The sequence below is a fragment of the Barnesiella sp. B2-R-119 genome (genome assembly GCF_023656675.1).
Taxonomy (GTDB): Bacteria; Bacteroidota; Bacteroidia; order Bacteroidales; family Barnesiellaceae; genus Barnesiella; species Barnesiella intestinihominis.
Window position 1 is genome coordinate 159933 of sequence record NZ_JAMOKL010000005.1, and the last position, 15791, is coordinate 175723.

The following is a 15791-nucleotide window of genomic DNA, read 5'->3' on the forward strand; positions in this document are numbered from 1 at the left end:
ATCGAACGACATGAAAACGACGCAACCGAAAACTGAATATATCCTGAGGAGGATTGCCGAACTGAAAGAAACGCGACATATATCCCGCACGTTGTTGGCCGTGTGCCCCAATTCGATGGCGGTCATTAAAGCGGCATTCCGTTCGGCTAAGCGAAATAATGCGCCTATAAAATTTGCGGCGACACTTAATCAAGTCGATTGCGACGGAGGATATACCGGAATGACGCAGTCGGTTTTTACCGATGTGTTGCGTATGGAGTCTCGGGCAGTCGATTATACGGGGCCCTATATCGTGGCCGTGGATCACGGAGGACCGTGGTTGAAAGATATACAGTCCATTGAGAAATGGGATACCGATAGAGCTATGGCTGCGGTTAAGAAATCGTTCGAAGCTGCGGTTGCTGCCGGTTACGATTTGATACATGTCGATCCGACTGTCGATATTCATGTTCCCAAAGGGGAAATCATAGATATACATCTGGTGGCTAAACGTACGGTGGAGTTGATCGAACATACCGAAACATTCCGCCGGTCTAACGGTTTTCCCCCGGTTTCGTATGAAGTGGGGACGGAAGAAGTTCATGGCGGTTTGGCCGATGAGAGTGTGTTCGATACGTTTATCGTCGAGTTGAAAGCCGGATTGAAGGCTTGCGGTTTGGCCGATGTATGGCCCTGCTTCATTGTCGGTAAAGTGGGAACCGATTTGCATACGGTTACTTTCGATAAGGAGGTAGCGCGTAAATTGACCGCTAAGGTGGCGAAGTTCGGGAGCTACATCAAGGGGCACTATACCGACGGGGTTTTGAATCCCGAAGATTATCCGTCGTGTGGAATGGGAGCTGCCAATGTAGGGCCTGAGTTTACAATCAGTGAATATGATGCGTTGATGGAACTCGAAGGAATAGAGAAGCGACTTCATGCGGAGGGAAGAGTCGCTGTTTGTTCCGATATGAAAAATGTGCTTTGGAAACTTGTCGATGAATCGAATCGTTGGCGCAAATGGTTGCTCGAATCGGAAAAAGGCCATCATTTCAATGAGCTTTCCGAAGAGAGAAAATTATGGTTGGTGCGGACAAGTTGCCGTTATATCTGGCAAAAACCGGAGGCGATAGTAGCTCGCAATCAACTTTATGAAAACTTGAATCGGAATGGTTATGAGTCCGAAGATATTGTTTTGATGCGCATCGAACACGATATGGATAAGTATTTCAATGCGTTCAATTTGGTAAACCTTAATGATTATCTGCTATGAAACCGTACGATATTTTGGCTATCGGGGAGTTGAATGTCGATTTGATTCTGAATAATATCGACGGAGAGCCCGAAGTGGGGAAAGAGAAATTTGCCGGGGATATGATTCTTACGTTGGGAAGCTCGACTGCTATTTTTGCCGCCAATGCCGCAGCGTTGGGCGCAAAAGTGGGCTTTGTGGGAATGATAGGGCAAGACACTCTCGGTAATCTGATAAGAGAGAGCCTCGAAGCCAAAGGAGTGGATACCTCCATGTTGATAGAAACCGATGAACACTCTTCGGGGGCGACGATTGTACTGAATTATGGCGAAGACCGTGCTATGGTAACTTATCAGGGTGCGATGGCGGTCATGTCGTTTGCCGATATAGACAAATCGGTATTTGAAAAATGTCGTCATATCCATATATCTTCCATATTCCTACAACCGGCGTTAAAAGCCGATTTGGAAAAGATACTCGATTACGCTCGTGTACAAGGCGTGACGACTTCGCTCGATACGCAATGGGACCCGACAGAAATCTGGGATTTCGATTATACCCGCATTTTACCGTTGGTTTCGGTGTTTTTGCCGAATGAAAAAGAGCTCATGTTATTGACTTCTTCCGAAACGATCGATGAAGCTGTCGGGAAAATAAAACCTTATGTCAATACAGCGATTATAAAAATGGGGAGTAAAGGATCTCTGTTGGTTCGTCGGGGAGAAGAACCGGCATTTCTGCCTTCGTTCTTGAATACGGAAGTCGTGGATGCAATCGGCGCCGGCGATAGTTTCAATGCCGGGTGTATTTCGCGATTTGTCAAAGGCGAGACTTTGGAAGATTGTCAGCGATTCGGGAATCTCACAGGCGCCATCAACACGACTGCGGCAGGAGGAACGGGAGCTTTTGCCGATAAAAAGACCATCGAGGAGATAGCACGGAATAGGTTTAATCAGCACATCACATTATAACAGAATATGAAAGTTCAGGAAAAACTTAAACAGTTTCAGCTTGAAAGGAAAGCCATTCTGGCGACCAATTTTTACAACTACGAGACCTTGAAAGGCATACTCGAAGCCGCATCGCGAGTGCAGGCGCCTGTTATGTTACAATTGACGAAGAGCTCGATCGATTATATGGGATTGAAGCGGGCGGTTGTATTGGCGCGTCAGGGACTCGAAGACTACCAGCTTGACGGTTGCATACACTTGGATCACGGAGGTTCTGTCGAGTTGGTGCAACGTTGCCTCGATGCCGGATTCGAGTCGGTAATGATCGATGCCAGCGAAAAGAGTATGGAGGAGAATATCGAAACGACTTGTAAGGTCGTAGAGATGGCTCGACCGTACGGGGCTAATGTGGAGGCCGAATTGGGCTATGTGCCTAAGTTGGGACAAATGCAAGATTCGTCCGGTTTTACGACTGTGGAAGATGCCGTTCGTTTCGTCCGGGCTACACAGGTAGATGCTTTGGCTGTGGCTATTGGGTCGGCTCATGGATTTTATAAATCGACACCTCGTCTCGATATCGACCGTTTGGCCGAGATACATGCCGCAACCGATGTGGTTTTGGTTTTGCATGGGAGTTCGGGTATTCCTCACGATATGGTTCGGGAGGCTATTCGCAACGGTATAGCCAAAGTCAATTTGGCGACAGAGATAAAAGACACGTTTATGCGGGCATTGAAACAAACCTTGCAGAATAGCGATGAAATCGATTTGCGAAAAGTATTCCCTAAGGCGACCGATTCTGTGGTAGAACTATTGTGCGATAAATATAAAATGGTGGGAAGCGCCACCGAATGACGATAAGAATTATTACGAACTTAATCTTGGTATATGAAACACGGTTATCTGTTTTTAGTCGCTTTGCTTTTTGTTTCGACCGGGTATGGACAGGAGAATATACTGTTGGAAGAGTATATGCCGAAATCTATTTATAAAATACCCGAAACGAAGGTCGAGAAAGCGAAATATCCGGTTATCGATGCACACTCTCACGATTACCCTTCTTCGCTCGAAGAGGTTGCTCAGTGGGTGAAAACTATGGATAGGAAAGGCATCGAGAAAACAGTTGTATTGACTGGATATACCGGGGCTTCTTTCGATTCCATCGTAGAAGTTTATGCTCCTTATAAGGACCGGTTCGATTTGTGGTGTGGCCTCGACCTGTCGGATTACGGAAAGTCTTCGTTTGTAAAAACAGCCGTTGAGGAATTGAAGCGTTGCCACAAAATGGGAGCTAAGGGTGTCGGAGAGGTAACCGATAAAGGATTGGGCGTATATGTCGCATTTCAGACGAATATGGCCGAAGGAATCCATTTGAACGACCCTTTGATGTCACCGATTTATGAAACTTGTGCAGAGTTGGGGATGCCATTGAATATCCATGTAGCAGAGCCTTATTGGATGTATCTGCCCGATGATAAATATAACGATGGGCTAATGAATGGGAAGAAATGGAAAATCGATATGTCCATACCCGGCATGCAATCCCACGAACAGTTGATTGCGCAATTTTCAGAGGCCGTTAAGAATCACCCGAACACGTTGTTTGTCGCCTGCCATTTCATCAATTGCAGTTATGATCTTTCTATCGTGGGGAGGTTACTCGACGAGTATTCCAATTTATATGTCGATATGTCGGCCCGTTTCGGAGAGACGGCAAGTATTCCTCGCTACATGAAGAAATTTTATACTCGTTACGCCGATCGCATTTTATATGGGACCGATAACGGTATGTCTGCCGAAATGTATGAAACGACATTTCGGATTCTCGAAACCGACGACGAACACTTTTATGTTCCCGATTATCACTATCACTGGTATTATTCGGGTTTTGACCTTCCCGATGAAGTCTTGCGAAAAATCTACCGGGAAAATTTCATTCGAATTATGAAATAATTTAAGAAAAGAAACCATGAAACACATCGATAAATACACGATTATTTCAATACTGTCCTCGTTTTTACTGTTTTCTTGCAGCGAAGGTCTCGAAATAAAAAGCGGTTCGATGATTCTGTCTGTGGATAAGGATATGCACATGACGGTCGAGTTAACCGGAAATGATGCTCCTTTGACCGAAAAAAGCCAGACTGAATATATAGAGCTGGAAGAGGGGACGGTATCTGATTTTAAATTAAAAAGCCGGGATACCCGGGTAGTTGGGGATACTACTGTCTATACGTTGATTGGAGAGGCTTCGATGCCTTTCGGCGGTACTATCAAGAAAATACAAACGATTAGTGTGGATCGTCGTTTCCCCGGTATGGCCGTTACCGAAGTAAAATATGTGAATGAATCGTCTCGCGATTTGCATGTAGTGAAGTGGGTAAACCATGCGTTCCGGGTGATCGATAGCGAGGATACTCCGGCGTTCTGGTCTTTTCAAGGTCAGTCTACCATAGAACGAGCCGATTGGATTCTCCCTGTCGATTCTACTTTCTATCAACGTAACTATATGGGAATGAACGATTCGGATTACGGTGGAGGTATTCCTGTAACTTGTTTGTGGCGTAGAGATCAAGGCATTGCCGTGGGACATGTAGAACTTTCTCCCCGGTTGGTCTCGCTTCCGGTGAAGAAATCGAAATACGATAACTATGCAGAGGTTGCGGTTGAAAGTGCGGAAGAATCGGTCGTGGCATTTACACAGGGCGATACGATTTCTACGGTGCGGACATTCGTATCGGTATATGAAGGAGATTGCTTTGCTCCGCTTCGACAGTTTTCAGAATATATGCAGGCTTCCGGACTGGTAATGCCCGAATCGGAACCGGCCGCATTCGAGCCCATGTGGTGTGCGTGGGGATATGAACGAGAAGCCACTTTTGCCGAAATCTTAGGGACTTTGCCTAAGGTGAAAGAATTGGGCATCAAATGGGCGACTGTCGATGACGGTTATCAAATTGCCGAAGGAGACTGGGAGCTCGATACCAAACGTTTCCCCGGTGGCGATAGGGATATGGTCGATCTGGTGAAAAAGATGAAGGCCTATGGCTTGAAAGTTCAACTTTGGTGGGCTCCGCTGGCTGCCGATCCGGGTACGAAAGTACTGAAAGAAAATCCCGATTTTATTACGCTTTCCAAGCAACAGACCCCGCATTATATTACTTGGTGGGACAGTTATTACCTTTCCCCTGTCGATTCGGGCGTGGTGTCGTATAGTCGAGATCTGGTGGATCGATTTATGAAAAAATATGACTTCGACGGATTGAAACTCGATGGTCAGCATTTGAATAGCGTGCATCCCGATTATAATTGGAAGCATCACCCCGAATGTCCCCAATATTCTTATGAGCAGTTACCCAGATTCTTCAAGATGATATATGACGAATCCCGGTCAATCAATCCGCATGCGGTTATTCAAAACTGTCCCTGCGGCTGCTGTATGTCTTTTTATAATTTGCCTTACACCAACCAAACGGTAGCCTCCGACCCGACCAGTAGCTGGCAAGTACGTTTGAAAGGATATGTCTATAAAGCATTGGTTCCTCGAACGGCCTATTTCGGCGATCATGTCGAATTGAGCGATCATGGCGATGACTTTGCTTCGTCGTTCGGTATTGGAGCCGTATTGGGAACCAAATTTACTTGGCCCAAGAATAATCCTAAGGTAAAAGCCGATTATCGATTGACTCCTGAGAAGGAGGTTATCTGGAAGAAATGGTTCTCGCTGTATAACGAGAAGATGCTTTCGACAGGAGAATATGTAAATGGCTTGTATGATATAGGCTATTCTCGTCCCGAAGCTCATGTCATTCGTAAGGACGGCACGTTGTATTACGCTTTTTATGCTTCGTCGTTCGATGGTGATATCCTTGTGAAAGGTCTGGAAGAAGGTAAAAAGTATGAACTGTATGATTACTTCAATGAAGTTTCGTTGGGTGAGGTTGAGGGTCCTGAGGCTCGATTGCATTGCAAGTTTGAGAGAGCGCTTTTGTTCCAAGCGAACGAAGTGAAAAAGTGAAAGTCCAAATTTCTCTATATAATTTTTTTAACAAACTAAAAATCTCGATCTATGAATCTATTACAGAAAGTAGAACGGAATCATGGAAAACACAGTATGAAATTTCGGTTTTGTACGCGATTTTTCGTCTCCTTGATTCTTATGTGCGGATATTTGGGAGCAATGGCTCAGAATATACAAATATCCGGTGTTGTGAAAGATGTTGTTGGAGATCCGTTAATCGGTGTCAGTGTTCTTGTGAAAGGAGGAACAAAAGGAACCTCTACCGATTATAACGGCTTTTACACCATCTCGGCCCCAGCCGATGGAACGCTTGTTTTTTCATATGTGGGTATGGATACCCAAGAGGTGAAAATAGGCGGTTCGAAAAAATTAGATGTGACTATGACCGAAAATGGAAATTACATCGACGAAGTCGTCGTTATCGGTTATGGTACGGTAAAGAAACGTGATTTGACAGGATCTGTTTCTTCGGTGAAGAGCGAAGACTTGAGTCTTGCAGTAGCGCCTTCGGTGGGGCATGCCTTGCAAGGAAAAGCCGCCGGTTTGGTGATTTCCCAAAATAGTGCCCAACCGGGTGGCGGATTGAACATTCAGGTCCGTGGTTTAGGTACGGAGATAGGAGGTTCTTCTCCGTTATACGTGGTTGACGGATTCCCTATCGTAGAGCTTGACCAACCCAGTACGACGAATGAAAGAATGGATGCCGGAACGCAGAGCGTATTGAACTTTATCAATCCGGCCGATATCGAATCTATCGAGGTTCTGAAAGATGCTTCGGCTACGGCCATCTATGGTTCTCGTGCAGCTAACGGTGTGGTTTTAATTACGACCAAGCGAGGAAAAGAGGGCCGGACGGTTGTCTCTTATTCGGGTTCTTATTCTATTCAGCAATATACCGACAATTACGATGTCTATAATCTGAAAGAGTGGATGAACGCCATGAATACCGCAACTTGGGATTTGTGGATGTATGAGAATAATGTCTATCCCTATGGAGATCGTACCTTGCAGGAGGCTATCGATTCTCCTAAAAACGGTTTGGCCTATAAACTGTCGTTTACCGATAAACAGATTGCGGCAGCCGGTGAAGGAACCGACTGGCTCGACTTGATTACCCGTAATGGTAGCGTGCAACAACACAATGTAAGTGTACAAGGTGGAGGTAAGACTACCAACTTCATGATGTCATTGAACTATTATGATAATCGTGGTATTATTAAGAATTCGGGAATGAAACGCTATTCGGCAAAAATTAATGTGGACCAGGTTATCAATAAATATTTCAAAACCGGTGTCAATATTACGGCATCGCGTATTGATAACGACAATACTCAATTGGGGGCTGCTGAATATGAAAAATCGGGTATGATTCGGGCTGCCGTACAGATGAATCCGAATATTCCGGCACAAGATGAAGATGGTAATTATCCTGTCAATCCGCAGTTACCGACCCAGCCGAATCCGGCCTCATTGTTGTTGAATACGGATAAGGGATTGATGGATCGTATCTTGGCAAATGCGTATGTGACTTATGAGCCGATCAAAGATTTGGTGTTCAAGTTTAGTATGGGTATGGATAGGGCTCATCAAAGTCGTAAGACCTATATGCCAAAAGAAACGCTTCATGGAGGCCTTTCCGACGGTATCGCTACGATTAGTGAAAACGATAGCGAGAAATATCTGATCGAGACGACCGGTAGTTATATGAAAGAGTTCAATCGTAACCACCGTATTAATGCGGTAGTGGGTTGGTCGGCCGAGTTTAGTAAAGACTATTATGTAAGCGCCGGTAACAATGGATTTATCACCGATGCATTTTTATGGAACAGTCTTCAATCCGGGGAAGGTACGAAACAAGTGGCTTCCGGTGGTAGTGAGAATAAGATTTATTCGGCGTTCGCTCGTGTAGGATATACGTTCATGGATCGTTATTTGTTGACTGCGACTTTCCGTGCCGATGGAGCCAGTGTATTTGCCCGTAATCGCAAGTGGGGATATTTCCCTTCGGTAGCGTTGGCTTGGAATATGGCCGAAGAGCCATTTATGGAACCTGCCCGCTCGGTAGTATCGATGTTGAAGCCCCGTGTCAGCTATGGTACGGTGGGAAATGCCGGAGGTGTAGGCGATAACGCATTTGCAGCTTATTATGCACAGTTGGCATATAATAAACAGGATAATAGCCCGCAAACAGGTGTATTTTTAGGACGTTTGGAGAATCCCGATTTGAAATGGGAAACAACCAAAGAGTTCAATGTCGGTTTGGATTTTGCCCTGTTCGATGGACGCATTGGCGGTACGTTCGAATTTTTTGAACGTCGGATAACGGATTTGTTGACATTTAAGCCTTTGAATACGTACCACGATTTGACTTTGGTTGCTGCCAATATTGGTACAACGGGTGGTCGGGGATTTGAGTTTACCTTGAATACGAAAAATATCGTGACAAAAGATTTCTCTTGGTTCTCCGACATTACTTTCTCTCGTGTGAAGAACTGGTGGGTAGAACATACTTCGGATTGGAAACCTTCGGTGTATGAAGGAGACCATGATCCCATGAGGGCAATCTATTCTCGTAAGGCCATCGGTATTATGCAAGAGGGAGACGAGGCTCCGGCGGCACAACCCGATTTAAGACCGGGTCAGTTGATTATTGAGGACTTGAACGGCTATTTGCGTGACCCTGAGACTGGTGACCCCGTAGTTCGTAACGGACGTTTTGTTTTGACCGGAAAACCCGATGGGCAGATTGACGATGCCGATATGCGTTTGATAGGGACAGCGGATCCCGGGTTTACAATTGGTTTCAACAATACTTTCCGGTACAAAGGCTTCGATTTGAACTTCAATTTCTATGGTTCATTTGACCGTCGAATGATGGATCCCACCCGCATGGCTTATGGTGTTAATGCTTGGGGAATGGCACAGTATGGTTATAATGGCTTGCGAAGCCTTGACGACCGTTGGTTGCCAGATAAACCTTCGACAAAAAATCCCAGTTCTTTCTTTGCTGGTTCGACTTATGGATACGGAGACTGGTTCTATGAAGATGCTTGGTATATCCGCTTACAAAATATAACATTGGGTTATACTATTCCTTCTACGGCAACTACTCGTAAGGTTTTCCAGAATATGCGTTTCCATTTTGACGTGAACAACGTATGTGTTTTTACTCCTTACGGAGGTCTCGATCCTGAAACCGATTCTTATGCGGCTTCTTATCCCAATGCCCGAACGTTCACGTTCGGTGTAGATATTAAATTTTAGTAGACAACAATATAATACGGAATACAATGAAAAAGATTTTTCGAAAATTCACACTGTTGTTGCTGTTGGTTCCCTTCCTGAATAGTTGTGATTTGGATCCAATTAATTATAGCGATATAAATCCATCAATATTCCCTCAATCCGAAGAGGATTTACAATCGATGGTGCTTTCGTGTTATTATCCTCTGCGCGGTAGCTGGTGGGACGGTATCAATACGACTTCCGAAAGGGGGCAAATGTTTGTGAACGATGCTTGCACCGAAATTTTGGCAGGGAAATTTGGCGCTCAGAAGTATTGCCATGAGCTTTCTTTCAATACGGAAACTACCGATGTAACCTATTTTTATTATACTCGTGACGAACCTTACGGTTTTATCGGTAAGATAAGTCGTTGTACTACGGTAATGGATATGATAGAAAAGAGCGAATTATCTCGCGAGGAAAAAGATCGTTATATCGCCGAGGTACGTTGCGCTCGTGGGTATCTGTCATACATTTTGTACGATATGTTCGGTCCGTTGGTGATTGCACCTATCGAGGTACTCGACAATCCTCTGAATGAAACTCCGCTCCCTCGTTTGTCTCGTGAGGAGATGGTTAAGTTTATCGAAGACGATTTGAAATTCGCTGCCGATAATTTGCCTTATCCGAGAGATACCGAGTATGGAAAATTCAGTAGAGGTTTGGCTAATATGTTGTTAATTCGTCTATATCTGCATGAAACTCCCGAGGATCAATCTTATTATAACAAGGTAGAGACTATTGCCCGAGAGATGATGACGGCTGATTATGGCTATGCGATGGTCGACGATTACCCGTCCTTGTTCGAATTGGCGGGACAGTCTAAATGCACGTCGGAATATATTTATGTCGTTCCTTGTGCTATCGATGGCCCCAGTCAGAACCAGTGGCACATGATGGCTATGCCGCCGGATATCGATGGTCTCGTTCAAGGTTGGGCAACGGTACAAAGCACGTGGTATTTTTATGATTCGTTCGAGCCTAACGATACGCGTAAAACCTATTTGATTCCTGAATATACGACAGGAGACGGCGTGATTCGTAATCGGGAAAATCCCGATCAATATCTCGACTTGGGGCCTCTTCCCCAAAAGTATGAGGTCGATCCTGCGGTTCCCGGTAGTGGCGGATATTCCGATTTGGATATAGTCGTATATCGTTATCCCGATGTATTGCTTTCGTTGGCCGAAGCTATCGTGATGAAACCGGGCGGCAGTGTGACGCAAGAGGCTGTCGACTTGATGAATGATGTTCGTGGCCGGGCTAAACTCGATGATAAAAAGTTATCCGATTTTCCCTCGAAAGAGTCATTTATCGATCAGTTGTTGATAGAAAGGGCTCATGAGTTTTGGTGTGAAAGCGGTCAATACAGAGCCGATTTGATTCGCTTCGACAAACTGTTGGATAGGGTATTGGAATTGAATGCCGGCCAAGCTCCTTATGCTTCGAAATATAAATATGTCTATCCATTGCCTCCGTCGGTTATTGTCGATGGTAAAGGAAAGGTAATTCAAAATCCCGGATATACTATTTAAGAGATGGGGATCGGTGTCCCTCAAACGAGGGACACCGGTTTCTCTGATATTAATTCAATAATTAAATGAAAGAGCTATGAATATGATATTTAAATTATTCAGTGCCGGCGCATTGATGTTTTTGGGAGTGGCATGTACTTCTTGTGAGAAGGAAAATGAGAACAATAAGGAATCGGATATTCCTATGGAGCAGGTTTCTTATAAGGCTTCCAATGAAATAATCGTTAATCCCGAACGAGGTTTTTATAAAGCGACTTCTTGTGAAATGGGAATTTCGGGAGCGTTGAGTGTATCTACGTTGAAAAATTATCGTGCAAATGGATATTCTTTGATATTCAGGTATTTCTATTTGAAAAATTTTAGAGATAAAGCCCTTACTGACGAAGCTCTTCAATTTTTCGATAAAGATATGGCGGCTATGCGGGAGGCCGGTGTAAAGTGTGTGTTACGTTTTGCTTATACTAGTTTGGAGACTGAGCCTGATGCACCGCTGTCTATTATTCAAACACATATCGACCAATTGAAACCCTATTTGGCAAAGAACGCCGATGTGATAGCCGTTTGGCAAGCAGGGTTTATAGGTTCTTGGGGAGAGTGGTATTATACGACCAATAACTTGAATACACCGTCGGCTCGTAAGGCGGTCCTCGATAAATTGCTTGAAGCATTGCCGGAGGGACGTGTTGTTCAAGTGCGCACGCCTCAATATAAGCAGGAATATCTCCGACTGAACGGGAAGCCTACCACGGCATTGACTGCGGCAAATGCTTATACCAATGGAATTGCAGCGCGTATTGGCCACCACAATGACTGTTTCATGGCCAGTGAGACCGATTATGGAACGTACCAAAATGTGACCGAAGATAAAAAATATTTAGGTCAGGAAGGCCTTTATTTGCCTATGGGTGGAGAGACTTGTCCTCCCGATGGGGTTTCTCCTGCCGATTGTAGTAAGGCTCAGGAAGAAATGCGTAACCTTCGTTGGTCTTATTTGAACAGCGATTATTATAAAGGCGTGAACGATCGTTGGATTGCTCAGGGCTGTATGGATAAAATTAAGCGGGAGATGGGATATCGTTTTGTCCTTACTTCGGGCGAATATACGACTAATGTGACTCCGGGTCATTTGTTGAAAGTCGTTTTGCGGGTGAAAAATGAAGGATATGCCGCTCCGTTTAATCCTCGGGCGGTAGAGTTGGTTTTGAGAAATGTATCGGACCAGACTACTTATGTTTTGCCTCTTGACGTCGACCCTCGTAAATGGAAACCCGAGATGGAAAGCACTATCGAAATAGAAGCCGGATTGCCGACCGATATGCCGATTGGAGATTATGATATTTATCTGAATTTGCCGGATCCTATGGAAACATTGAGGGATAATCCCGATTATTCGATACAATTGGCGAATGAAGGCGTTTGGGAAGCTGAAACCGGATATAACAGTCTTTTAATGAGAATTAATGTAACTTCTGATGAGAAGACCGATATCTATAATGGAGATTTAGTATTTACGAAAAAATGAGTGATTCGTAAATGAAGTGATATAATTTATTAACAAAAAAAATTACTGTGATGAAAAAAACAATGAAGTATTTTATGTTTTTACTGGTAAGTACAATGGTTGTATTTACTTCTTGTAAAGACGATGATGAACCTAATGGAGGCGGCGGTACTGCTGGGAACTCTGCTATTTCAGAACTGGCGGTAACTCCGAATACCGATGTAAAATACGGCGATGAGGTGACTTTGACGGCTAAATTTGCCGATGAAAAAGGTTTGCGTCAATATATGATTTCGGTAAGTAATGCCAATGGGGCGTTTTATGAAACGACAAAAATGCTTACCGGAAAAACGTATGACATGAATGAAAAGATAGCTCTTCCGTTACCTAAAAATGCAGTGGCCGGGGATTTGACTATTTCGGTTACGGTGAAAAATTCCAGCAATGAGTTGAGTACGGAAGAAGTTGGCATTAAAGGTGTAACGCTTCCGACATTCGATGCTCTTTATCTGGCCTTAGATAACAATTTGGTCTATACGATGGAAAAGGACGGAAATGTATTTTCTGTGGAAGATTTTATTCCGGCCGGTGCTACGGGTAAGATTTATGCCAATAGCGACAAAACCGGTATGTCGTGGGGTATGGAAGGAGACGAGATTATAGCTCTTGGAAAAGATAATATCGTATTCGGTGGCGAGGAAGAAGCCTATTTCAAAATTTCGTTTAATGCAGTTAGTTTCGAATTGACTTTGGGTAATGCTCAAAATTGGTCGCCGATTAGCGAATCGCTTTATATCTTCGGTACGATTTCCGGTCACTGGGACGATAACGATGCTCCCGACAATGGTATTTGGATAGAACGTTCGAAAACGAAGATGCAGGGATATCAAAATGGTAATCGCAAATATTGGGCATGGACTCCGCCGTCGGACGGTACGGGTAGCGTAGAAACCGATATGTGGGGCGCTATCGTTGCCGGACAATTTTATTTCAAAGAGGGAGGAAAAGACAATTTCTTGACATTCGCCAATCGTCGATTGACTTTGGGAGCAGAGGACAAGGCTGCCAGCTTCTCGATTACTTTGGGCGGAGCTTTCTCGATGAAAGTATTTAAAGAAGGTGAAGAATATACCAAAGTAGAGTTGAGCGACGGTACTCGCACATTGGCTTATACCAACGAAGGTATTTATATTAACGGAGCATTGGCTCCTTCTGCCATATCTTTCTGTGGCTCTTCGTTGGCGTTGATCGAAGGAGAGTACTTCTCGTACGAGGGATTGGCTCAGTTGACGAAAGACCAAACCGTAACGGCCGAGGGAGTCGATTTGTCTATGGCTTATTGTGATCACGACGTGTTTACCGGGGCCGGTAACCCCACTTGGAAGATGGTTGCCCCGACAGGCGAATACTTGATACGTCTTGATGCTTTCTCGGGAACGGTTTACGTCATGAATAACGTGGGTTATCCCGATGTAATTTATATGGACGGTTGGTGTTGGAATAGATTTATGGGTATTGAACGTGGCTCTTGGAATGAAAAGACTCGTTTAACGTTGTATCGCACTTCGCCGACGGCGAATACCTATCAGGCGATAGCTACCATTTTGCCGTGGGGTGGTGACGTTTCGTTCTGGGCAGTTCCTTATACGGCAGAGGAATATGGTAAATATTGTATTTCTGTGAAATATTTTGACGGGGTGACTCCTGCTGGCGATAGCGGTTTGTTATTGCCTGTTCCGACAGAAGAAACTTACTATAAGATAGTTGTCGATTTGAAAGACGGGTTTACTATCGACAAAGAAAATCTGGACGGTAATTATTACACGATTGTTCCGGCAAACGGTAAGAAATTTACGGTCACATTTACTCCTACAACATTATAATTACATAGCTTTTTCATTCCTTTATTGCGGAGCGGCAATCCCGCCGCTCCGCTTTTATTTTCTTAAATTCGATATATCATGATGAAAAAAATTATACATCTCTTTTTCCCGGTTATTATACTTTCTCTTTTTTCTTGTCACGATACAGAAGCGAAACATGAAATGGAAGAACCGGATTTCGACGGCTTCGTAAAGATATCGTTGCAGTCGCAAATTACAGGAGTACAACCGATGACGGGTATCGTTTTGTGGGCAGATAACGCCAAGCGGAATACCGATGCCATCAGTCTTGAATATTCGTATATGCAATATAAGGATATAGTGAAAGAAAAAGGCGTGTATGACTGGACTCCTCTCGAACAAATTCTCGATGCTGTCGCATCCCGAAAACATCAAGCCATTATCCGATTTTGGTATACCTATCCGGGATATGAAAGCGCTGTGCCTCAATATATTCGCGAATTGCCCGATTATGAAGAAACCGTGGCGTTGAGTGAGGGAAAACGGACCGGATTTCCCGACTGGCGGCATCCCGAATTACAACGGTTTCACAAAGAGTTTTATCAGAAATTTGCAGAACGGTATGACAATGATCCGCGTTTGGCATTCCTTCAAACCGGTTTCGGCTTATGGGCTGAGTACCATATATACGATGGGCCGAGAATTATGGGACAGACATTTCCCTCCAAAGAATTTCAAGCCGAGTTTTTCAGGTTTATGAGCGAAACATTCAAGAGTACGCCGTGGAGCGTTTCTATCGATGCCGCAAGTTCGGAATATACTCCTTTGGAAGCCGATGCTTCATTGAGAAATCTAAAATTCGGTGTGTTTGACGACTCGTTTATGCACGAGACGCACGACGAGTATAACGGCAAAAATTGGAAGATTTTGGGAGAAAAACGATATCAGACTTCGCCCGCAGGAGGTGAGTTCGGCTATTATACGAAATATGATCAGGAACATGTATTGGATTATCCCGACGGTATACATGGCCGGAATTTCGAAGGTGAGTCCAAACGGTTTCACATAACTTATATGATCGGGAATAACCAGCCTTCGTACCAGACAATGAATAGAATCAAACAAGCGAGTATGCTGTGCGGCTATCGTTATGAAATAACAGATGTGAGAGTGAAAGAGGACTCTACTTGTGTACAGATAAAGAATGCGGGAGTGGCTCCCATTTATTACGATGCCTACGTCGCAGTCAATGGAGTTCGTTCCGAGTCCAACTTGAAAGACTTACAGCCGGGTCAGAGCCGTTGGGTAGGAATACCGGCCGGTAGTACCGATATGGAGATAACCATAGAATGCGACCGTTTGATAAGCGGCCAAAAAATCGAATTTGACGCCGATGTAAAAGGCGAATAATGAGGGTGAATGCC

At 44.4% G+C, this 15791-nt stretch carries 10 protein-coding genes; all 10 read left to right on the forward strand.

Features of this window, described 5'->3' with window-relative positions; translation table 11 throughout:
- Nucleotides 1-10 precede the first annotated feature (10 nt).
- The 10 genes from NBH06_RS10960 (at nt 11) to NBH06_RS11005 (ending at nt 15777) form a co-directional block, all read left to right on the forward strand.
- On the forward strand, nt 11-1252 hold the full coding sequence (locus tag NBH06_RS10960; protein WP_250794307.1) for a class II D-tagatose-bisphosphate aldolase non-catalytic subunit: 1242 nt from the start codon (nt 11-13) through the stop codon (nt 1250-1252).
- Nucleotides 1249-2202 carry a carbohydrate kinase family protein gene (locus NBH06_RS10965; RefSeq protein WP_008861370.1) on the forward strand — a complete coding sequence of 318 codons (954 nt, stop codon included), beginning with the start codon at nt 1249-1251 and terminating at the stop codon, nt 2200-2202. Before NBH06_RS10960 ends, NBH06_RS10965 begins: the two co-directional genes overlap by 4 nt.
- A 6-nt stretch (nt 2203-2208) precedes the next feature.
- Entirely contained in the window at nt 2209-3036 is an 828-nt protein-coding gene (locus NBH06_RS10970; RefSeq protein WP_250794309.1) for a class II fructose-bisphosphate aldolase, read from the forward strand.
- A 33-nt stretch (nt 3037-3069) separates the two neighbouring features.
- The gene (locus tag NBH06_RS10975) at nt 3070-4134 is read left to right on the forward strand and encodes an amidohydrolase family protein (RefSeq protein WP_250794311.1); all 1065 of its coding nucleotides are present in this window, start codon (nt 3070-3072) and stop codon (nt 4132-4134) included.
- Between the two features lie 16 nt (nt 4135-4150).
- Nucleotides 4151-6199: a glycoside hydrolase family 36 protein gene (locus NBH06_RS10980; protein WP_250794313.1), complete on the forward strand. Its 2049-nt coding sequence runs from the start codon at nt 4151-4153 to the stop codon at nt 6197-6199.
- A gap of 51 nt (nt 6200-6250) precedes the next feature.
- On the forward strand, nt 6251-9466 hold the full coding sequence (locus NBH06_RS10985) for a SusC/RagA family TonB-linked outer membrane protein (RefSeq protein WP_046415943.1): 3216 nt from the start codon (nt 6251-6253) through the stop codon (nt 9464-9466).
- A gap of 26 nt (nt 9467-9492) precedes the next feature.
- Entirely contained in the window at nt 9493-11022 is a 1530-nt protein-coding gene (locus NBH06_RS10990) for a RagB/SusD family nutrient uptake outer membrane protein (protein ID WP_155012010.1), read from the forward strand.
- Between the two features lie 76 nt (nt 11023-11098).
- Nucleotides 11099-12544, forward strand: a complete 1446-nt coding sequence (locus tag NBH06_RS10995) for a DUF4832 domain-containing protein (RefSeq protein ID WP_046411241.1) — start codon at nt 11099-11101, stop codon at nt 12542-12544.
- Nucleotides 12545-12594: 50 nt separating this feature from the next.
- Complete coding sequence (locus NBH06_RS11000) at nt 12595-14406, forward strand: DUF4625 domain-containing protein (RefSeq protein WP_250794315.1); 1812 nt, start codon at nt 12595-12597, stop codon at nt 14404-14406.
- A gap of 78 nt (nt 14407-14484) precedes the next feature.
- Nucleotides 14485-15777, forward strand: coding sequence for a DUF4832 domain-containing protein (locus NBH06_RS11005; protein ID WP_250794318.1), 1293 nt, complete (start codon nt 14485-14487; stop codon nt 15775-15777).
- Nucleotides 15778-15791: the final 14 nt, after the last annotated feature.